Raw genomic sequence first — 20,982 nt, forward strand, 5'->3', positions numbered from 1 at the left:
CGTCAGCTGTGGAAGCTGATGCACTGGTCGGACAGGTCGTTGATGAAGACACTGTCCTTGTCGAGCGGGACCTGGGCGCCCTTGCGGCGCAATTCGTTGATGGCGTGCAGCAGGATCAGGTTGATCCGCTCGACTCTCAGGTCTTCGGCGCGGATCAGTCGCGTCACCCGGGCATTGTGATCGATATCGATAAGAGTGATCAGCAGGCCGTCATCCCTTTGCTCCAGCTGGTGACGCAGCGGGGGATCGAGCTGGGCCAAACGTTCGTGCAACTTGTCCATGCCGGGCCTCGCTAAAACCAGACGTGTACCCTCAAGGCTAGCCGTCACGCTGAGGAACGCAAGACAACTATGCTGGCGCGGCAGACGGCCAGCCAGGGGATTGGCCGCACTGTCACGAAGCTGCCATCCGTGGCGGCCAAGCTGGGTGACCCGATCGCCCCATGGCCGAGGTCACCCGATGGATACGCCTGTTGCCGTCACCCCCATTGCCCTTCCGGCGCCCCGCCCTGCCACCCTCCCAGTCACGCTTCGCCGGTGGTCGGCGGCGGCCCAGGGCCGGCGGATCGCCCAGGCTACCCGGCAGCTGATCGCGCTTGGTCATAGGCGCATCCTGCTGGTTGCGCACGTTGAGGCTGACGCCCTCCGGGCGGACGCCGAATTGCAGGGGCACGGCGAGGTCATGCTGGCGGCGGGCCTGCCGCTGCTGCCCCGCCTGGAGCTCGATACCGCGTCGAAGCTGGACTGGCCCGAGTGGCAGAGCGCCCTGGAGGCGGTCGCACCCACGGCGCTGCTGTGCACCCGCGCGGCCCTCGTGCCACCGCTCGAGGCCGCCTTGCGCAGCCATGGGCTGCTCTCTCAGCTGATCGTGGGCGGCACGGATAACGGCGTCGCGACGGCGGGCGCCACCCACCACTGATCCCGAACGGACGCGCAGACCGGCTCCGGACGTCGCTTTGGCCTCGTCAGAAATTCGAACCCCGGATCGTCCGTCCCGCCTGATCGGGCTGCTGCAGATTGCCCGAGGTGGCGGCCTTGGCCGGATTCCAGTCGATCTCGGCGCGCTGGACCGCGGCCGCGGTGAAGCGCTCGTTCAGCTCCGGCGCCAGGCGATGGCCCCAATAGGCCAGCTTCGCCTTGTAGCCTACGGTGATCTCCTTTTGCGGCTGCAACAGTGCGCCGACGATGGCCTGCACCGCCTTGTCCGGCGAATCCTTGGTGGGCAGGTCGGCGCGGTGGCCGGTGTAGGTGGCGGCATGGCCCCAGATCGGCGTATCCAGCGCCCAGGGCAGCACCGTCGACAGCTGGATGTTCGGCTGGCGGCCGCGGCGCAATTCCTGCTGCAGCACCCGACCGAGACTGAGCACCGCAGCCTTGGATGCCGAGTAGGAGGCCTGGTAGGCGTGGGGGATCTCGCCGTCCACCGAGGCCACGTTGACCAACCGGCCGTAGCCCTGGCGACGGAAGCGCTGCAAGGCCAGGTGGCTGCCGATCACCACGCCCTTTACATTGGTATCCAGCAGGCGCAGGTGGTCTTCCAGAGGCACCTCTTCGAAACGCCCAACCGCCACCACGCCGGCATTGTTGATCCAGCCATCGATACGGCCGAAGCGCTGCTCGGCCTGCTCGGCCAGGGCGGTCATCTGCGCCACCTCGGCCACGTCGGTGGGCACTGCCAGAGCGGCCACGCCCAGGGCCTGGACCTCGACCGCCAAGGCTTCCAGCGCCTCGCTGCGCCGCGCCGCCAGTACCAGATTGGCACCATGCCGAGCCAGCGCCAGGGCCACGCCGCGGCCGACGCCACTGGAGGCGCCAGTGACAACGATAGTCCGGCCATTCAGCTGCTGACGATCGATCCGCGGCGCACGGCGGGACGAGGTGCGATTCAGCAGAGCCAGGGCGGCAGGCAGGGCAAGCAACAGCGGCAGGGTACGCATCAGGGGGGCTTCCTCAGGGTCTGTGTCTGAGGTGTGACTCCTCGGCGACCGCGCTGACGTCCCGCAGCGAGACGACCGGGGCCAGCGATGCCGGCGCTTGCCGCTTCGGTTGTCTGCGGTAACTACCGTGCCAGGGGCGCCGCTGCCGGCCATGACCGTTCGGCGGAACGCCTCAGTCCTCGGACTGGCGATGCGGCATGGCGATGCCGTGCAATTTGAGCCGCCGGTAGAGGGTAGCCCGGGACACCCCCAGCGCCCGGGCAGTAGGGATGGCCTTCCAGCGATGGCGGACCAGGGCCGCCAGGATCGCCCGCCGCTCGGGGCTGTCGACCTCGGGTGGCGGCTCGGCGGCAGGCGCCTCACCCGTCCGCAGACTGGCCGGAAGATGTTCGAGGGTGATGAGCGCGCCGTCGCACAGGGCCCAGGCGTAGCGCAGCACGTTGCGCAATTCCCGCACATTGCCCGGCCAGTCATGGGCCAGGATGGCCTCCTGCACCTGGGGCGCCAGCTCCGGCGCAGGGCGCTCGCCGCATTCCTCTTCGAGCAGCCGCCGCGCCAGTGCCAGGCGGTCGGCACGCGTGCGCAGCGGCGGCAGCTGGAAGACGGCGCCATTGAGGCGATAGAGCAGGTCTTCGCGAAACAGCCCGGCGGCGACCTGCGCCTGGAGATCACGGTGGGTGGCGCAGACCAGCCGCACATCGACCCGCCGCGCCTGGGCGCTGCCTACCGGCAGCACCTCGCCCTCGGCCAGCACCCGCAGCAGCCGGGTCTGCAGCGCCAGGGGCATGTCGCCGATCTCGTCGAGAAACAGGGTGCCGCCATCGGCCGTCACGATCAGGCCATCGCGACCCTGGCGCTGGGCGCCGGTAAAGGCCCCCGCGGCATGGCCGAACAATTCGCTCTCGATCAGGCTTTCCGGCAGCGCCGCGCAATTGAGGGCGACGAAGGGCCGCCCGGCACGATCGCCACCCTGGTGCAGGCCGCGGGCAAACACCTCCTTGCCGGTGCCGGTCTCGCCGGTCACCAGGATCGGCAGGCCATGGCGATAGAGCCGCAGAGCGGTCGCGAGCGCCTGGCTGACCCGGGACTCCTCTTCGGGGTCCGCCGTACGCGGCTCGCGAACCAGCGGGATCACCACCCCAAGACGCTGCCGCGGCGCCCGAACCCGGGCGTGGAAATGCGCTTCTCCCAGGCGCAGGGGTTCGCCATCGTCCTCCTGCAACCGCACCGGGGCATCGCGACCGAAGAGCTCGTCCAGGCGCTGCGGCAGATAGCCCAGCTGAGCGAGGCAAAGTTGCCGGGCCGGGCGATTCAGGCCGGTGAGGCGCCCATTCGAATCCCAGGCCAGCAGGAATTCCGGCTGGGTGTCGAGATAGCTGGCCTGGGCATGGCCGCAGAGCACCCAGTCGCCCCGGGCGCTGTGCATGAAATAGGCATTCTCGATGCGCTGGGCGCTGTCGCGGGTGAATTGCTGGATCAGCAGCTGGCTGCGGCGGTCGTCCGGCGAACGCGGCGCCGAGACGTCCAGTACCCCGAGCAACTCGCCGCTCGGCGCGAACACCGGTGCGGCGGTACAGGTCAGGCCAGTAAAGGCCACGCGGAAGTGATCGGCCTTGTGCACCGTCACCGGCGCCCGGTCGGTGAGCACCGCGGCGACCCCGCAGGTGCCCTCCTCCTGCTCGGACCAGCAGGTGCCCAGGTAGAGCCCGGCGCGCCGGCATTCGTCGTCCAGCCGATCGCTGACCCGGTAGTCCAGGGTATGGCCCTGGGCGTCGGCCAGCAGCACGCAATAGTCGGCCGCCTCGACCCGCGCATGCAGGGCGCCCAGTTCGCCGTCGGCGACGCGCAGGAAGTCTTCCGCCGCCTGCTGGTGCTGGCGCAATTCGTAGCGCGAGAGGATGCGCGGGCCGCGCAGGCTGCCCGGGTCGAGCTGATACTGCTCGAAGGAACGGCGCCAGGAATCGAGGATGCGCCCGGGCGGACTGGCCGAGCGCAAGGGCGCGCGCAGGGCCTGGTCGATGGCGCGGGCGTGATAGCGGGCCTGGGTAGACAACATGGGCGTCTCTCCCTGAATTCCGGTCATGGCATGGAAGGCCGGTCATTGTTCTGGCCTTCATTTAGCGCTCCCAGGACGCTGCCTTCAAGTCCGCGACCCCGTGAGACGAATCGTCTCAGCGTCTCGCCATCCCGTCGCAGTCGTGAGACGCCCCGGCGCGTGGAGGCGCTCCTCCCACTACCTGCCGCCTCCTTCCAAACCCGCGCCCTGCCTGCACTGCAGCGGATTCATCGCGGCTTGGCACCGGCCTTGCTCAGGGCTCTGCGACGCTCCCATCACAACGACAAGAGGGCCAGACCCATGAGCGCACCCCGGCATCGCCACACGGCTGCCCTGACCGCTGGCCCAGGCGTCGGAGTCCAGCCATGCCCATAACCGTCGGCATCCTGCCCAACCCCGCTTCCGGCCGAGACCTACGCCGGCTGACCGGCAATGCCGCCCTGACCTCCAGCACCGACAAGGCCGGGGTGGTGATGCGCCTGCTGGCCGCCTTTGGCGCCACCGGCGTGGAGCGGGTGCTCTTGCCGCCGGACATGACCGGCATCGCCGCCGCCGTGCTCAAGGCCAGCGGCAGTCGCCAGGCCCGCGAGCAGCGCTGGCCGGAGCTTACGTTTCTCAACCTGCCGCTGACCCAGACCGTGGACGACACCCGGCGCGCCGCGCGGCTGTTGCTGGCCCAGGGCGCGGCGGTGATCGCCGTGCTCGGCGGCGACGGCACCCACAAGGCGGTGGCTGCCGAGGTGGGCGACCTGCCGCTGCTGACCCTCTCCACCGGCACCAACAACGCCTTTCCGGAATTGCGTGAGGCCACCAGCGCGGGGCTGGCCGGCGGCCTGGTCGCGGCCGGCCGGGTCGACCCGGCACTCGCGTTGCGGCGCAACAAGCGGTTGCGGGTGGAAGTGCCCGAGCGCGGCATTCGCGACTGGGCGCTGGTGGACGTGGCGGTCTGTCGCCAGGCCTATATCGGTGCCCGCGCGGTGACCCAGGTGGAGGATCTCGCGGAGGTCTTCACCACCTTCGCCGAGCCCTGGGCCATCGGCCTGTCGGCCCTCTGCGGCCTCTGGCATCCGGTCGCGCGCAGCGCCCCCCATGGCGGCTGGGTGCGGCTGGAGCCCGAACCTCCGGCGCAACTGACCGTTCCCCTCGCCCCCGGCGTACTGGCCCAGGCCGGCATCGCCGCCAGTGGCCTGCTCCTGCCCGGCGAACCCCGGGCGCTGTCCCTCGCTACCGGCACCCTGGCGCTGGACGGCGAGCGGGAAATCGAATTCGGCCCCGAGGAGCGTCCGCAGGTGACGCTGGACCTCGACGGCCCCCTGAGCATCGACGTGGAGCGGGTATTGGAACTGGCGGCGCAGCAGCGCCTGCTGGTCCGCCGCCTGCCCGCGTCGCCCCTTGGCAATCCTGGAGAACAATAAGATGAGCGAGAACCCCAGCGTCGAAAATCTGAGCCATGCCTACCGAGTGATGCGCACCATCCGCGCCTTCGAAGAGCGGCTGCACGTGGAATTCGCCACCGGCGAGATTCCCGGCTTCGTCCACCTCTATGCCGGCGAGGAGGCCTCGGCCGCCGGCGTCATGGCCCACCTGGGCCACGAGGACAGCATCGCCTCCACTCACCGTGGCCACGGCCACTGCATCGCCAAGGGCGTGGACGTCTACGGCATGATGGCCGAGATCTACGGCAAGAAGACCGGGGTCTGCCAGGGCAAGGGCGGCTCCATGCACATCGCCGACCTGGAAAAGGGCATGCTCGGTGCCAACGGCATCGTCGGGGCTGGCGCGCCCCTGGCCGCCGGCGCCGCCCTGGCGGCCAAGCTCAAGGGCAGCGACGCCGTTGCCGTGGCCTTCTTCGGCGACGGCGGCTCCAACGAGGGTGCGGTGTTCGAGGCGATGAACCTGGCTTCGGTGTGGAATCTGCCGTGCATCTTCGTCGCCGAGAACAACGGCTACGCCGAGGCCACCGCCGCCAACTGGTCGGTGGCCTGCGACCACATCGCCGATCGCGCCGCCGGCTTCGGCATGCCCGGGGTGACGGTGGACGGCTTCGACTTCTTCGCCGTCCATGAAGCCGCCGCGGCCGCCGTGGCCCGCGCCCGGGCCGGCGAAGGCCCCTCGCTGATCGAGGTGAAGTTCACCCGCTACTTCGGCCACTTCGAAGGTGATGCCCAGACCTATCGCGACCCCAACGAGGTCAAGCAGGCCCGGGAGCAGCGCGACTGCCTGATGCAGTTCCGCGAGCGGGTGACGCGCTCCGGCCAACTCCAGCCCGCCCTGCTCGACAGCATCGACCAGGAGGTGGAACAGCTCATCGAAGACGCCGTGCGCAAGGCCAAGGCCGATCCCAAGCCCGGCCCGGAAGACCTGCTCACCGACGTCTACGTCACCTACGCCTGATCGGAAAACAACAAGGAGCGCCACCATGGCCAGAAAGATCAGCTACCAGCAAGCCATCAACGAAGCCCTGGAACAGGAGATGCGCCGCGATCCCACCGTCTTCCTCATGGGCGAAGACAACGCCGGGGGCGCCGGAGCGCCCGGCGAGCAGGACGCCTGGGGCGGCGTGCTCGGGGTCACCAAGGGCCTCTACCACAAGTTTCCCGGGCGGGTGCTGGACACCCCGCTGTCGGAGCTCGGCTACGTCGGCGCCGCGGTGGGCGCCGCCGCCCGCGGCACCCGCCCGGTGTGCGAACTGATGTTCGTCGACTTCGCCGGCTGCTGCCTGGACCAGATCCTCAACCAGGCGGCCAAATTCCGCTACATGTTCGGCGGCAAGGCGGTCACCCCGCTGGTGCTGCGCACCATGGTCGGCGCGGGTCTCCGCGCCGCTGCCCAGCATTCGCAGATGCTGACCTCCTGGTGGACCCATATCCCCGGGCTAAAGGTGGTCTGCCCGGCCACCCCCTACGATGCCAAGGGCCTGCTGATCCAGGCCATCCGCGACAACGACCCGGTGATCTTCTGCGAGCACAAGCTGCTCTACGGGATGCAGGGCGAGGTGCCCGAGGAGTCCTACGCCATCCCCTTCGGCGAGGCCAGCTTCTTGCGTGAGGGCGACGACGTCAGCCTCATCACCTATGGCCGCATGGTGCACCTGGCCATGGAGGCCGCCGCCAACCTGGCGCGCCAGGGCGTGTCCTGCGAGGTGCTGGACCTGCGCACCACCAGCCCACTGGATCGCGACAGCATCCTGGAAAGCGTCGAGAAGACCGGCCGCGCGGTGGTCATCGACGAGGCCAATCCGCGCTGCTCGGTGGCCACCGACATCGCCGCCCTGCTTGCCGAGCACGCCTTCGACGACCTGCGCGCCCCGGTGCAGCTGGTGACCGCGCCGCATACCCCGGTGCCCTTTTCCGATGCCCTGGAAGACCTCTACATCCCCGACGCGGCCAAGATCGAGCGCGCCGTGCTGAAGATCACCCAAGGGAGGCAGGCCGCATGAGCCAGATCCATACCCTGACCATGCCCAAGTGGGGCCTGTCCATGAGCGAAGGCCGGGTCAACGCCTGGCTCAAGACCGAAGGCGACAGCATCACCAAGGGCGACGAGGTGCTCGACGTCGAGACCGACAAGATCAGCAGCAGCGTCGAGGCGCCCTTCTCCGGCATCCTGCGCCGCTGCCTGGCCCGCGAGGACGAGACCCTTGCGGTAGGCGCCCTGCTGGCCATCGTGGTGGAAGGCGAGGCCAGCGACGAAGAGATCGAGGCGGTGATCGCGCGCTTCCAGGAGGAGTTCGTGCCCGGTGGCGAAGACGCCGCCGATGCCGGTCCCCAGGCCCAGCGCATCGAACTCGACGGCCGGCCGCTGCGCTATCTGGAGCGCGGTGAAGGCGGCCTGCCGCTGGTGCTGATCCACGGCTTTTCCGGCGATCTGGACAACTGGCTGTTCAACCACGAGGCGCTGGCCGCCGGGCGCCGGGTGATCGCCCTGGACCTGCCGGGTCACGGCCAGTCCGGCAAGACGCTCGCCACGGCGGATCTCGCCGAGCTGGGCGCCGCCGTGCTGGCTCTGCTCGACCATCTGGACATCCCCCGCGCCGTGCTCGTCGGCCACTCCATGGGTGGCGCCGTGGCCCTGCAACTGGTGCAGACGGCGCCGCAGCGGGTCGCCGGCCTGGTCCTGATCGGCAGTGCGGGACTGGGCCGGGACATCAATGGCGCCTACCTGGAAGGCTTCGTCGCCGCCACCAGCCGCAACCAGCTCAAGGGACCGGTCAGCCTGCTGTTCAGTGATCCCGGCCTGGTCACCCGACCACTGCTGGAAGACCTGCTCAAGTACAAGCGCCTGGAAGGGGTGGACCAGGCCCTGAAGCGACTGGCCGACACGCTCTTCCCCAATGGTCAGCAGGCCCAGGTGCTGCGCCAGGCACTCGACGGCGATCTGCCCGCCCTGGTGATCTGGGGCAAGGCCGACGCCATCATTCCGGTCCAGCATGCCGAAGGCCTGCCCGGAACCGTCCAGGTCGAGATCCTGGAGGGCCAGGGCCATATGGTGCAGATGGAAGCCGCGGACCGGGTCAACGCCCTGATCCAGGCCTTCCTGCCCCGCTGCGAACGCTAGAGGAGCCTCACGATGAAAGCAGCCCGTTTCCATGCCGCCCGCGACATCCGGGTGGAAGACGTCCCGGCCCCCGGCGCGCCGGGCCCTACCCAGGTCCTGGTGAAAAACCAGTTCTGCGGTATCTGCGGTACCGATCTGCACGAGTACCTTGGCGGTCCCATCTTCATTCCCACCGCGCCGCACAGCTACACCGGCGGCCAGGTGCCGCAGATCCTCGGCCACGAGTATTCCGGTGTGGTGGAGGCCGTGGGCAGCCAGGTGACAGCGGTGAAACCCGGTGATCGAGTCTCCATCCAGCCCATGGTGTCGCCACGCGACGACTACTACGGCCGCCGCGGCCAGTATCAACTCAGCGAACAGCTGGCCATCATCGGCCTGTCCCATCCCTGGGGCGGCATGGCCGAGTACTCCCTCGTGGAGGACTACAACGCCATCCCCATGCCGGACGATCTCAGCACCGAGCACGCGGCGCTGATCGAGCCCACGGCGGTGACCGTCTACGCCACCCACCGGGGTGGCGTGAAGCCCGGCGACAGCGTGCTGGTGGCCGGCGCCGGGCCCATCGGCCAGCTGCAGGTCATGGCCGCCCGCGCAGCCGGGGCCACCCGGATCTTCCTGGTGGACCTCAACGACAACCGGCTGGAGATGGCCCACCGCCTGGTGGAGGGGCTCATCACCCTGAATCCCGGCAGCACCGATGTGCTGCGCGAGGTGCGTGCCCGCACCGCCGGGGGCGTGGGGGTGGATGTGGCCTTCGAATGCGTGGGCGCCGAGGCACCGCTGGGGCTGTGCCTGGAAGCGGTCCGCCGCCAGGGTGTGGTGGTCCAGGTGGGGATGCAGGGCAAGCCGCCGGCGTTGGATGGCTTCACCCTGACCTACAAGGACGTCGACCTGCGCGGCTCCTGGTGCTACTCGACGCTGATGTGGCCCCAGGTAGCAGCGCTGATCGCCAGCGGCCAGCTACCGGCGGAGAAGGTCGTGACCCGCCACATCGCGCTGGACGACGTGGTGGAACAGGGCTTCGAAGCCTTGCTGGACAAGGCCGGGACCCAGCTGAAGATCCTGATCGAGCTCTAGGGCTTTACCACGCGGTCGGCGGGGGCCGCCGCGTGGGGCTTTTTTGCCTTACTGGAAAGCCGTCGCGGCAAAGCTGGGACGCGCCAGGAGCCGCTGGTGAAAGGCCACCAGCTGCGAGTGCGCGGACCAGCCGATTTCCGGCAGCCGAAAGCTCAGGTAGTCGAGGCCGACCGCCACCAGGTAGTGGCTGAAATCGAGGTCCTCTGCATCCAGTGTGGAAGCCTCGTCCAAGCGCACCAGCAGCCGGTCGATGGCCGCCAGCCGGCGGGCGCCCAGCACCGACTCATCCTGGGCCGCACCGCCATGCTTACGGGCGATCACCGTGCCAAAGGCCGCGTCGATCAGGCCCTGGCCCAGACCGGCCAGTTGCAGGCGCTTGGCGGAAAGCGGACTGCCGCCGGCCAACAGATGCAGATGGAGGCAGATCAGCAGGGTCTCGCTGAGGGCGATGCCCTCGTCGGTGATCAGTACCGGGACCTTGTTGCCGGGATGGGCGGCCAGCAAGGTCGGATCGTCGTTCCAGGGATCGCTCCACACCAGCTCAAGACGCTCGCCGAAGCCAGCTTCGAGGGCGGTGACGCGCGCGGCGCGGGCGTAGGGTGAGGTCTGGTTCAGCAGCAGTTGCATGGCGGACTCCGGGACACGGGCGGGCGATAGAGGCACCCGCCAGTGTAGCCGCTGCCGTGCACCCTCAGTGCGGCCGCGTCACCGTCAGCACGACCGCGGCGATGCGATCGGTATGGGCATAGACCCCTGTCTCCAGCTCTTCACCGAAGACATCCGGATCCAGCTCGCGATAGCGCCAGGCCACGTCCTGGCCGTCCAGGCGGGTGCGGACTTCTTCGAGGAAGGGATCACGGCCCTCGACCATGGCAACGCCGGTATAGAGCAGCAGGGTGCCGCCCGGCGCCAGGCGCTGCAGCGCCGTGTCCAGGATGGCCAGCGACAGGCCAGCCCCGAGAGGACCGCCACCATGGCGATAGGCGCGCTCGCCGGGATCGACCAGATAAGGGGGATTGGACAGGATGAAATCGAAGTCGCCCGCCACATCGTTCAGCAGGTTGCTGTAGCACGCGCTGACATTGTCGGCACCGGCCAGCTCGGCATTGACCCGGGTCAGCGCCAGGGCGCGCTCGTTGATGTCCACCGCCAGCACCTCGGCATCGGGCCGCGCCAGGGCGACCAGGATGGCGCCGGGACCGGCCCCGCTGCCGATGTCCACGGCGCGGCGGATGTCGGCGGTCTCGAAGCGCAACTGGGCTTCCAGGGCATTGGCATAGCGATAGGTGTCGGGTCCGAAGAACACCGCATCGGCGTCCTCGGTGGGATAGGCGGAATGCACGAACAGCTGGTCACCCAGGCTCGATACCCGCACCCGACTGCGCCAGCCGCCCGGCACCGCGGTCAGCAGCTCGGCTGCCGCCAGGGTGTCGATTAGAGAGCCGGGCAGCAGGTCGGGGGAAAACGGCCGGCTCCAGCCGAAGATGCCCTGCAGATCCCGCGCCCAGGCGTTGCCTGGCCGGGCATTGACCCGCGCGTGAGAGGCCGGGGTGGGCGTGATGAAGTGATAGTCCGCTGCACGCAGCGTCTCGATCAGCAGTTTCAGGGCAGCGACCGCGTCATGGCTGGTCGCGATGCGTTCAGGATGTTCCATGGCCGTCACGGGTGGTTCCTTCAATGACAGTCTAAATGAAAAGGACCCTTGCGGGTCCTTGAATAGGGATCAGCCCAACAGAGAGGCGAACAGTCGTGTCGCCAGCAGACCGGCACGGCTGTGGTGGCGCGCCGGTGACAGCTGCTCCACCAGTAATGCCATGGCGGCCGCGCGGCTGGGCTGGCTAGCCAGACGCTGCTCTAGGGCGACTTCATCACTATCGAAGTCGCTCGCCTGGGCCTTGCTCGCATTGGCCGCCGTGCCCTGCTCGGCTTCCAGCGCTGGACACAGACGCTCCTGCTGACGCTGGCGAGCGCGAAAGCTCACCTCGCGGCGCGGCAAGACGGACACCCGCTCGGCGGCCGCCTGGTGCCGGGCGCCGCTGTGCACGAAGTCACCGGCGATCCAGTCGTGAATCAGCTGCTGCTCGTAGGCGGTGAAGACGCCGAACATCTCGGCGCGCTCACCCTGGATCAGGCGCCAGAAGCGACTGTTGGTCGGGTCTTCATGACGCTTGATCCAGCCCTGCTCCTGCATCACCTGGAGAAATTCGGGAATCTGCGCGGGATCGGTCAACCAGTCGCTGACGCTACGGCCACCGATGCGGCAATAGTCCGAATGCACATAGCGGCCAACGGTGCTCTTTTCCGCCAGTACCTCGATCACCGCCTGCTCCAGCTCGAAGCCGCCGATCACCGAGGTGGTGCTGGCGCCCAGTTCATTGAGCAGGTAGCCCTGCACCACGCGCTGGTAGAAAGCAGCGCGGCCTTCGGCGGGCATGGCGTCATGTACGGCTTGCAGCGCCTTGCGCGCATGACCGGTGCCGGCATTGTCGACGGTCACATGCAAGGTGAAGTAATAGGGATCGATACCCAGTTCGTTGAGCTCGTAGGAGGTGATCAGCAGGTGCAGCGGCAGCTGCTCGTAACCAAGGTTGAAACCCAGCACCTCGGGCAGGTAGTGATCGGCGTTATAGGCCAGAGCCAACTGGATGGCGCCCTGGACATAATGATCGTCGCTCAATTGCGAGAAATCTTCACAGCCATGGCTGGCCAGCAGCTTGCGATAGAGCACTACATGATTCTTGTCGGGCTGACCGTCACCCAGTTCCTCCAGGTAGATCTGGATAGCCGCGCGATAGCGCAGGTCGTCCCAGTGGGCGAGCGTGCCATAGAGCCAGGCACCATCCACCAGCTTGGTGGGCGCCACGCCACGCAGGAAGTACAGCGCATGGGCCTTGCTGCCGAAATAGCGCCGCGGTGCGCCGGCTTTGCGGGCGGCCAGATAGTCCTGGTACTGGGCGCCGACCCGGGCGTTGTTCTCCAGCACCCAGGCTTCCAGCGCCTGGGGATCCGCCGGGAGGTCGGCCTGCATGGCACTCACGGCCTGCAGCTGGTCATCGAGATAGTGCCGCGCCTGCTCCCGCGCACCACGGCTGGGATTTTCCACCAGTAGTTCGCGATAGAGCGCCTTGGCGGGTTCCAAGGCGACGGGAGTCGCCCCAGGGTGCTGGCCGGTCACGGCTCTTGTAGTGGTCTGCATAGAGGGCACGTCTGGCAGCTGATGAATACCCTATTCGGCCTGCAGGCCACAGCTTGGTTCCGAGCGGCTCGGGCATGCGGGCTAGCCGTCTCGCTTGAAGCCGTCAAACGCCTGCGCCTGCCCGGTCTGCCATTCGTCGGCGAACGCCCCGATCGCCTCACCTGCCTCCTCTCACCGACAACACGGCGACGGGTGACCGGACGACAGACCTCAGTTCCCGCCGCGCCAGGCCGATAACCTGACAATTCGTTCGACCTCCAGGCCCTGCCCATGTCCCCTGTCGATTCCGCTGTCGATCTTCGCGCCCTCCTCGACTCGATCCAGGAGTTCATCGTCGCCAAGGACGGCCAGGGGCGTTGGCTGTTCGTCAACCGTATCGTGCTCGAAGCCTATGCCATGGTCGGCTTCGACTACGTCGGCGTCACCGATGCCGAATTGATCGAACGCTTTCCCGCCTTTGCCGAGGCGTTCGTCTACAACATCCAGACCGACGAACTCGCTTGGCAAAACGCCGCGCCTACGCTGGTCGAAAAGTCCTTCATGGGTCCGGATGGACGTATCAATACTTGGGAAGTGGTCAAGACCCCGCACTTCGACGCACGAGGCGAACGCCGGCTGCTGACCATCGTCAGCCGCAATGTCACCGAGCGCAAATTGGCGGAGACCGCCTTGCAGGAAAGCGAGAGTCGCTACAAGTCCCTGGCCTATCTGGATGCCCTGACCGGGGTCGCCAATCGGCGCAGCATTCTCGACCAGATCGCACGCCACAGAGCCAGCGACGCCAGCGGCCCCTGTGCCCTCTTCTACCTGGATCTCGACCGCTTCAAGGCCATCAACGACGAATTCGGCCACGAGTTCGGCGATCTGCTCCTGGTGGCGTTCGTCGCCCGGGTCAGCGCCTGCCTGCGGCGGGAGGATCTGCTCGGCCGTATCGGCGGTGACGAATTCATCGTCTACCTATGCGATACCACGCCCACTGCCGCCCTGGCCATGGCCGAGCGCCTGTGCCGCGCCCTGCAGGAACCCTGGCACATCCAGGGCGTCACCCTGAGTACCACCTCATCCATCGGCATCGCCCACTGCGCCGATGGCACGCTCAACGTCCATGAGCTGATCCGTCGGGCGGACGCCGCCCTCTACCAGGCCAAGCGGGCTGGACGTGCGCGGGTCGTACTGGCCGAGGCCTAGAGTCGTTCCGTGGGCTGGGCGCGAATGAGGATTTCGCGCTGGCGGAAGGCCGTTTCCAGCTGGCGGCGATAGCCGTCCCACCAGGCCCGATCCAGGGTCTCGGTCATCACTTCGTAGACCAGCAACTCATCGTCCTCGACCCGGTCCGCCTCGTCCTGGCACAGACCTTCGACCGGGGCGCGGCTGAAGGCGGTCAGGCCGCCGAAGCGCTCGACCAACACCTGGCGCACCTCCTGAAACAGCGCCCCTGGCAGGCGCTGGCCGTCATTGTCGTTGAGGGGTAGCAGCAACTGGACGAGGTACATGGCCGTCTCTCCTGGGGTATTGGCTGCAGACCCTGGCGCACCCCGGATGGGTTCCCGTCCGTTGGTCCTGCAACCCCTGCCCGCCAGCAGCCTGGAAACGAAAAGGCCCCACCGAGGCGCTCTCGGCAGGGCCTTTCCTGACCTTTGCGTCCGGATCAGACCGAGAAGCGACCGACCAGGCGATTCATGTCCACCGCCAGGCGCGAGACCTCATGGGCGGCCGCTGCGGTCTGGTGGGCACCGGCCGAGGTCTGCATCGACAGATCGCGGATGCTGACCAGATTCTGGTCCACCGACCGGGCGACCTGGGCCTGCTCTTCCGAAGCCGTGGCGATAAGGAAGTTGCGCTCGTTGATCTCGGTGATGGAGCGGGCGATCTCCTCCAGGGCGGCGCCGGCTTCGTTGGCGATCTTCAGGGTGGCGGTGGCCTCGTCGCGGCTGCGTTGCATGGCCTGCACGGCGCCTTCCGAACCGCTCTGGATGCCGCCGATCATCTGCTCGATCTCGCGGGTGGATTCCTGGGTTCTATGGGCCAGGGCGCGCACCTCGTCGGCGACCACGGCGAAGCCGCGGCCCTGTTCACCGGCTCGGGCGGCCTCGATGGCGGCGTTCAGCGCCAGCAGGTTGGTCTGCTCGGCGATGCCGCGGATCACATCGACCACGGTGGCGATGCCTTGCGCCTGACCGGCCAGAGCGACGATCTGCTCGCTGGTGTGGGACACGGTGCTGGTCAGCGAATGGATGGCGTTGACGGTCTCGGTGACGCGGGCCGCGCCCAGGCCGGTGGAACGCTCGGATTGCTGCGCCGAGGTCGAGGCCGAGGCGGCGTTGCGTGCCACCTCCTCGACGGCGGCGGTCATCTCGTTGACCGCCGCGGCAGCCTGCTCCACCTCGCCATTCTGGCGCTGCAGGCCACGGCTGGCCTCGTCGGTCACGGCATTCATCTCTTCGGCGGCGGACGCCAGCTGGGTCGAGGCCTCGCCAATGTGGCTGACGGTGTCGCGCAGGGTCTGCTGCATCTGCACCGTGGCGCGCATCAGGTCGGCCATCTCGTCTCGACCGGTTGCCTGGGCCGCGACCCGCAGATCGCCTTCGGCAATGCGCTTGTTGATGGCCAGCACCTGGCGCAGCGGCTGCAGGATGCTGCGGGTGTAGAGCACGGCCAGCACCACGGTAAGCACCACGGCCACGGCGGAGATGATCCCGAGCAGCCAGAGGTTACGGCTATAGGTCTGGTTGGCCAGCTCGCCCGCCTGCTTGGCGCCGCGTTGGTTGAAGTCACCCAGGGCGACGATCTTCTCCTGCAGGTCGTTGGTCAGCGGACGGATATTGGCATTGACGTAGGCGGTCCCTTCGCTGGCCGGACGCGTCCGGGCGATGGCAACGATCTCGTCGAGACGTGCGTCGTAGGCCTTGACGCCGGCGGACACGGCATCGGCCAACCGCTGCTCCTCGGGCGAAGCGACCAGGGCCTGATAAGCCGCCACTTCCTTCTGCAGCTGGCCGCGTGCCTGGGTGATGGTCGCCGCGGCGGTCTGCTTCATCTGCTCGTCTTCCGAGGCCACCATGCGCAGGGTCTCCAGACGCAGACGAAGTACCAGGGTATCCATCTTGGCGGTCTGGGCGATGCTGGCCATCCAGTTGGTCTCGACGTCCTGTTCCGCTTTATAAAGCGAATTCAGGCCCACGGCCGAAGTAACCGCCAGTACCAGCAGCAACAGGGTAACGGCGGCAAAACACACGGCCGAACGGGCCGACAATTTCAGGGTACGCATGGCGCAACTCCAGGCAGGAAAGGCGTATTCACCCCTTCTGGTCGGCGCTACCGTTACTGGCTGAATAGCCACCCATCGGCGATCAACGGCATAACCCCCACGAGCTGCAGGCTAGAGCTGACGCGGGCTCCAGGGGAGTGTGTCAACCTGACGAGCAACCGCCGCCCTGGCAAAATGCCATGCACAGTCAGGCTAGAATGAGACTTTTCCTCAATCGAAATCCCCATGCCGCCGACGAAGCTTCGCCCTGCGCGTCTGGTCCCCTTGCGCAATCGCCTGCTGGCCATCGCCTTCGCCGGAATCGTGCCCCTGGCGCTGGTAGCCGGCCTGGGACTCTGGCTGCTCGTGCAACACCAGCAGCACGAAGCCGAACAGCGGGCACTGGAGTCCAGTCGCCAAGCCGCGACCACCATCGAAAGCGAATTGCGCCGCTCTGTGACCATTCTCCAGGCGCTGGCCGAGTCGCCCCTGTTGCGGACAGGTGACCTGAGCGATTTCGAAACCCTGGTTGGGCGCATCCTGCCGCTGGTGCCAGGTTGGCGAACGGTGCTGCTCGCTACGCCGGACGGCCAGGTCGTCAGGCGGATATCGAGCGTCAACCGGCCCACCGGCGGTCCTCTCGCCGAACCGGACAGCTTTGCCGAGGTACTCGCCCAACGCCGGCCAGTGATCGGGCAACTCGGCCGCGGTCCCGCCGGCCTTCTGGCCTTTCCGATCCGGGTCCCGGTGCTGCGCGAGGGTCGACTGAATTTCGTGCTGACCGCGGTGATGACGCCGGAGAGCATCCGCGCGGCGCGCCTGACCCGCGCCCTGCCCAAGGACTGGGTGGGTTCGGTATTCGATCGCCATGGCCGGCGCATCGCTCGTACCAGCCGGCACGAGGAAAGCCTGGGCGAGCCGGCCCTGCCAGGTCTGGCGGAGATCCTGGCGCAGCCGGGCGAAGAAGGCGTCGGCACTTCGCGTACCCGGGAAGGCCACGACGTCTATACGGCCTTCGTGCGCCTGCCCGATTCCGGCTGGACGGTGACCACGGCGATCCCCACCGAAGAGGTGGCCGCGGCCGCCAATCGCTCCTTCGCCCTCTATGGCGGCGGCCTGGTGCTGTCGGTAGCCTTTGCCTGGACGGTAGCCCTGCTGCTGTCACGGCGCATCAGCCGTCCGGTGCAGGCCCTGCAGGAGGCCGCTCAGGCCCTGGGCAGGCGCCTGCCGCCGGTATTGCCCGACAGCGACGTGCTGGAGATCCGCCAGGTGGGCGAAGCGCTGCTGGCCGCCGCCGAAGCCCGGCGGCTGATCGAAGAGGAGCGCGACGACTACCTGCGCGGCCTGCAACTGAGCCAGGCGCAGCTGCAGTTGCAGGTCGCCGACCTGGAAATCCTGCAACGGCTCAATCATCGCCTGCTGCAACTGCCTTCACTGCCACAGCAGCTGCAGGAGATTCTCGACGTCCTCTGTCGCTTTCATCAGACGCCCCTGGGCTGCGTGTCCTTGGTGGAAGACGGCCAGCCGCCACGGCTCCATGTCACCGCCGGTTTCTCGGCCGAGGACCAGGCACGCCTGACCGCCCTGGCTCCCGCGGAGAGCGTCTGTGCAGCCGCCATCGAGCAGGGTGAACGGGTGCTGGTGCCCGACCTGGCAAAGGCACCCGAGCTCGCCGCCCTGGCCGCCATCGGCTGCCGCCTGGGTTTCGCAGCCGTACATGCCGTGCCGCTGCGCAGCACCCTGCACGGCACCCTGGGCGCCCTCACCGTGCACCTGCCGGAGGCACGCGAGCCCACGCCGCGCGAGCAGCGCCTGGCCGACCTGTGCGCGTCCAAGGCGGTGCTGGTGATCGATCGTGCCCGTATCCAGGAGGCTGCCCTGCGGTCGCAACGCCGCCTGCGGGTGGCGCTGGAAAGCTCGCAGGTGTCCTTTGGTATCGCCGTACCCGCTGCCGAAGGCACTTTCGCCTGGGACTATCTCAACCCCATCGGAACCACCACCCTGGGTCTCGACAGCCGTGACGCCAACGCCCGCCTGCCCTGGGCCAGCGCCCACATCCTGCAGCTCTGCGCGGACCACCAGGCCGAGGAAGTCGCCTGGTCCGTCGAATTGCAGGGGCCGGATGCCCAGGGCGCCAGTTGCTGGCTGCAGATCGGCGCGACACCCTTCGACGGCAACGTGGCGGTCTGGTTTCTGGACATCAGCGAGCGCAAGCGCCAGGAGCAGCAACTGCGCGACAACGATCGGCAAAAGGACGAATTCCTCGCCGTGCTGGCCCATGAACTGCGCAATCCCCTAGCGCCCATTCGCCACGCGGCGGCACTGATCGCCGCGCCGCAGGCGTCGCCCGAACAGCAACAGCGCAGTTGCCAGACCATCGAGCGGCAGGTGGAGCGTATGGGTGCCCTGCTCAACGACCTGCTGGATATCTCGCGCATCACCTTCGGCCGCATCACCCTGCACAACACCTTCATCACCCTGCAGTCGGTACTCGAGGCAGCGGCCGATGCGACCCTGGCGCCGATGCAGGACAAGCACCAGCGCTTCGACCTGCACCTGCCCGAGGCGCCGCTCTGGCTGTACGCCGACCCGCTGCGCCTGGAGCAGATCTTCGTCAACCTGCTGGGCAATGCCGCCCGCTACACCCCGGAGGGCGGTCGGATCGTGCTCGCCGTCTCCACGGGTGACGAAGAGGTACGGGTGGAGATTGCCGACAACGGCATCGGTATCGCCCCAGAACGCCTGAGCGATCTGTTCCAGATGTTCGGCCAGATCGATCCACGCCTGGCGGAGCGTTCGCCTGGCCTGGGTATCGGCCTGGCCCTTTCCCGCGAGCTGGCAAGGCTGCAGGGCGGCGACATCGCCGCCACCAGCGCCGGCCTGGGCCAGGGCAGCCGCTTCACCGTGAACCTGCCGCTGACGGTGGCGCCCCCGGCCACAGAGCAGGAGGCCGTAGCGGCCGCCTCGGCGGCGCCCGCCACCCGCCGGATCCTGGTCGCAGACGACAACTCCGACATCGCCGACACCATCGCCGAACTCCTTGAGCTGAACGGCCACGAGGTGCGTGTCGCCTACGATGGCCAGCAGGCACTGACCCTGTTCCAGAGCTATGGCCCCGAGATCGTCATCTCGGATATCGGCATGCCGGGCCTGACCGGTCATCAACTGGCCCGGGCGATCCGCGAGACGCCGGCCGGTCAGGCCGTCAAGCTGATCGCCATGACCGGCTGGGGCCAGGCCCAGGACAAGGCCGAGGCCCTGGCGGCCGGCTTCGATCATCACCTGACCAAGCCGGCCGACATGCAGACCCTCTATGCCCTGGTGGGCCCCTAGGCCGTTACCCGGCGCGCGCCGGCCAGCCGCGTCAGCCCATAGAGCGCCACGCCCACCAGCAGCATCAGCCCGGCGCGCCACCAGGTCGCCGCGCCCTGCTGGGCGATCAGTAGCGCACAGGAGGCCAGGGCCAGCACCGGGAAGAGCCAGTGCACGCGGAAATGCGGATGCTCGACCCGGTCGCGCTTGAGCACCAGCACCGCCAGGTTGGTGCTGATGAACACCACCAGGAGCAGCAGCACCACGGTTTCGGCCAGCACATCCAGGGTGCTGGTGAAGGTCAGGGCGATGGCCACCGCGGTGGTGGCGAGGATGGCGATGCCAGGAGTCTGCCGCCGTGGCAGCACCCGGCCGAGCACCGCGGGCAGCAGACCTTGACGAGCCATGCCGTAGGCCAGACGGCTGGCCATGATCATGGTCAGCAGCGCGCCATTGGCCACCGCGATGAGCGCGATGACGGCGAACACTCGGGTCGGCACGCCCAGGCCCGAGGCGCCGAGGACGTCCATCAGCGGCGCACCCGAGGCCTTGAGCTGCGCCACCGGCAGCACCAGGGCGGCGCCGGCGCCTACCAGCATGTAGACGATACCGGCGATGACCAGAGCGCCAAACAACGCCCGCGGATAGACCCGGCTGACGTCCCGTACCTCTTCCGCCAGGTTGGCCGAGGTCTCGAAGCCGACGAAGGAGTAGAAGGCCAACAGCGAAGCACTGAGAATGGCCAAGGTGGCCGATGGCGCATCCACCTCCAGTAGCCGCGCCGGCTCGCCCTGCCCCTGGGCGACGAACCAGGCCGCCGCCGCGACGACGATCACCAGACCTGACAGCTCGATCAGGGTCATCACCAGATTGACTGACAGCGACTCCTTGATGCCGCGCGCATTGAGCAGGCCTATCAACAGCAGAAAGCCCAGGCAGACCCAGCTGGCGGGCCAGGGCACCAGCGCCTGCAGATAGCCACCGGAAAAGGCCACGGCCAATCCCGCGGCGCTGGTGACCCCGGCGGCCAGCATCGAGAAGCCCACCAGGAAGGATAGCCAGGGCCGCCCGAAGGCCCGTTCGGCGAACACCGCCGCCCCGCCGGCCTTGGGGTACTTGGTGACCAGCTCGGCATAGGAGGCCGCGGTCAGCAGGGCGAACAGCAGGGCAATCAGCAAGGGGGCCCAGATGGCGCCGCCGACCCGGCCGGCAATGGTGCCCGCCAGGGCATAGACGCCCGCGCCTAGGACGTCGCCCAGGATGAAGAACAACAGCATGGGCAGGGTGATGGCGCGTTTGAGTGCGCCCGGTGCGGCTGCAGATTCCTGGGCCATGCGGTGGTGCTCCTTGAGCGATCGAAGGGAAAGCGGCGAACCCTTGCCGGGTCCGTCTCGTGCAACCGTAGAGAGCGCTGGCGACGACCGGGTTCCAGGCGCGGACCGTTCATCCAGCGAACCTGCGGACGCCTTGCAGGCCTGGCCGTCGCTCGGACGTGCCGGTTTCGCTGCCCTGCCCGCCTCGCTTGCCCTGCTCTAGGCCAGGCGACTGGACCAGGTCGCCGTCTCGCTCGAAGGCGCAGTGCTTTTCTCGCGCTGGAGCGT

The 20,982-nt window shown here is 68.0% G+C and carries 17 protein-coding genes and 1 pseudogene; 8 read left to right on the forward strand and 10 right to left on the reverse strand.

What is annotated here, in order from left to right; translation table 11 throughout:
* Positions 1-2: 2 nt before the first annotated feature.
* Positions 3-281 (reverse strand): hypothetical protein, encoded by a 279-nt coding sequence (locus C722_RS0114535; protein ID WP_017641192.1) that lies wholly within the window; start codon positions 279-281, stop codon positions 3-5.
* Positions 282-459: 178 nt separating this feature from the next.
* Here C722_RS0114535 and C722_RS24960 point away from each other — a divergent pair, with 178 nt between their 5' ends.
* On the forward strand, positions 460-918 hold the full coding sequence (locus C722_RS24960) for a substrate-binding domain-containing protein (protein WP_017641193.1): 459 nt from the start codon (positions 460-462) through the stop codon (positions 916-918).
* 46 nt (positions 919-964) lie between these two features.
* On the opposite strand, the gene C722_RS0114545 is transcribed toward C722_RS24960, so the two are convergent.
* Complete coding sequence (locus C722_RS0114545; protein WP_017641194.1) at positions 965-1,936, reverse strand: SDR family oxidoreductase; 972 nt, start codon at positions 1,934-1,936, stop codon at positions 965-967.
* 172 nt (positions 1,937-2,108) lie between these two features.
* Positions 2,109-3,992, reverse strand: coding sequence for a sigma-54-dependent Fis family transcriptional regulator (locus C722_RS0114550; RefSeq protein ID WP_017641195.1), 1,884 nt, complete (start codon positions 3,990-3,992; stop codon positions 2,109-2,111).
* A 365-nt stretch (positions 3,993-4,357) separates the two neighbouring features.
* On the opposite strand from C722_RS0114550, the gene C722_RS0114555 reads away from it, so the two are divergent.
* Genes C722_RS0114555 through C722_RS0114575 form a run of 5 tightly spaced genes read left to right on the forward strand, consistent with a single transcriptional unit; the run spans position 4,358 to position 9,626 of the window.
* Entirely contained in the window at positions 4,358-5,407 is a 1,050-nt protein-coding gene (locus C722_RS0114555; protein WP_017641196.1) for an ATP-NAD kinase family protein, read from the forward strand.
* Position 5,408: 1 nt separating this feature from the next.
* Positions 5,409-6,386, forward strand: coding sequence for a thiamine pyrophosphate-dependent dehydrogenase E1 component subunit alpha (locus tag C722_RS0114560; protein ID WP_017641197.1), 978 nt, complete (start codon positions 5,409-5,411; stop codon positions 6,384-6,386).
* Between the two features lie 25 nt (positions 6,387-6,411).
* Positions 6,412-7,431: an alpha-ketoacid dehydrogenase subunit beta gene (locus C722_RS0114565; protein WP_017641198.1), complete on the forward strand. Its 1,020-nt coding sequence runs from the start codon at positions 6,412-6,414 to the stop codon at positions 7,429-7,431.
* Positions 7,428-8,549 (forward strand): acetoin dehydrogenase dihydrolipoyllysine-residue acetyltransferase subunit, encoded by a 1,122-nt coding sequence (locus C722_RS0114570; RefSeq protein ID WP_017641199.1) that lies wholly within the window; start codon positions 7,428-7,430, stop codon positions 8,547-8,549. The genes C722_RS0114565 and C722_RS0114570 overlap by 4 nt, the downstream gene beginning before the upstream one ends.
* Before the next feature lie 12 nt (positions 8,550-8,561).
* On the forward strand, positions 8,562-9,626 hold the full coding sequence (locus tag C722_RS0114575) for a 2,3-butanediol dehydrogenase (RefSeq protein ID WP_017641200.1): 1,065 nt from the start codon (positions 8,562-8,564) through the stop codon (positions 9,624-9,626).
* 48 nt (positions 9,627-9,674) lie between these two features.
* On the opposite strand, the gene C722_RS0114580 is transcribed toward C722_RS0114575, so the two are convergent.
* The 3 genes from C722_RS0114580 to C722_RS0114590 all read right to left on the reverse strand — a co-directional run bounded on the left by C722_RS0114580 (position 9,675) and on the right by C722_RS0114590 (position 12,822).
* Positions 9,675-10,253, reverse strand: coding sequence for a glutathione S-transferase N-terminal domain-containing protein (locus tag C722_RS0114580; protein WP_017641201.1), 579 nt, complete (start codon positions 10,251-10,253; stop codon positions 9,675-9,677).
* A gap of 64 nt (positions 10,254-10,317) precedes the next feature.
* Positions 10,318-11,280, reverse strand: a complete 963-nt coding sequence (locus C722_RS0114585) for a class I SAM-dependent methyltransferase (RefSeq protein ID WP_037064064.1) — start codon at positions 11,278-11,280, stop codon at positions 10,318-10,320.
* A 69-nt stretch (positions 11,281-11,349) separates the two neighbouring features.
* Positions 11,350-12,822 carry an iron-containing redox enzyme family protein gene (locus tag C722_RS0114590; RefSeq protein ID WP_026083862.1) on the reverse strand — a complete coding sequence of 491 codons (1,473 nt, stop codon included), beginning with the start codon at positions 12,820-12,822 and terminating at the stop codon, positions 11,350-11,352.
* Between the two features lie 270 nt (positions 12,823-13,092).
* On the opposite strand from C722_RS0114590, the gene C722_RS0114595 reads away from it, so the two are divergent.
* Complete coding sequence (locus C722_RS0114595) at positions 13,093-14,010, forward strand: GGDEF domain-containing protein (protein ID WP_017641204.1); 918 nt, start codon at positions 13,093-13,095, stop codon at positions 14,008-14,010.
* Here C722_RS0114595 and C722_RS0114600 read toward each other — a convergent pair.
* The 3 genes and pseudogenes from C722_RS0114600 to C722_RS27085 all read right to left on the reverse strand — a co-directional run.
* Positions 14,007-14,315 (reverse strand): hypothetical protein, encoded by a 309-nt coding sequence (locus C722_RS0114600; protein WP_017641205.1) that lies wholly within the window; start codon positions 14,313-14,315, stop codon positions 14,007-14,009. The two genes, C722_RS0114595 and C722_RS0114600, sit on opposite strands and share 4 nt — an antisense overlap.
* Before the next feature lie 155 nt (positions 14,316-14,470).
* Entirely contained in the window at positions 14,471-15,352 is an 882-nt protein-coding gene (locus C722_RS27080; RefSeq protein WP_371099790.1) for a methyl-accepting chemotaxis protein, read from the reverse strand.
* Positions 15,326-16,090: pseudogene (locus C722_RS27085) on the reverse strand (MCP four helix bundle domain-containing protein); the annotation flags it as partial. The gene C722_RS27080 and the pseudogene C722_RS27085, both read right to left, overlap by 27 nt.
* Before the next feature lie 225 nt (positions 16,091-16,315).
* On the opposite strand from C722_RS27085, the gene C722_RS0114610 reads away from it, so the two are divergent.
* Entirely contained in the window at positions 16,316-19,402 is a 3,087-nt protein-coding gene (locus C722_RS0114610; RefSeq protein ID WP_017641207.1) for an ATP-binding protein, read from the forward strand.
* Here the strand turns inward: C722_RS0114610 and C722_RS0114615 are convergent.
* The gene (locus tag C722_RS0114615; RefSeq protein ID WP_017641208.1) at positions 19,399-20,715 is read right to left on the reverse strand and encodes an APC family permease; all 1,317 of its coding nucleotides are present in this window, start codon (positions 20,713-20,715) and stop codon (positions 19,399-19,401) included. The genes C722_RS0114610 and C722_RS0114615 overlap by 4 nt on opposite strands.
* Positions 20,716-20,982: the final 267 nt, after the last annotated feature.

This window comes from Pseudomonas sp. 313 (assembly GCF_000316965.1).
Taxonomy (GTDB): domain Bacteria; phylum Pseudomonadota; class Gammaproteobacteria; order Pseudomonadales; family Pseudomonadaceae; genus Chryseomonas; species Chryseomonas benzopyrenica.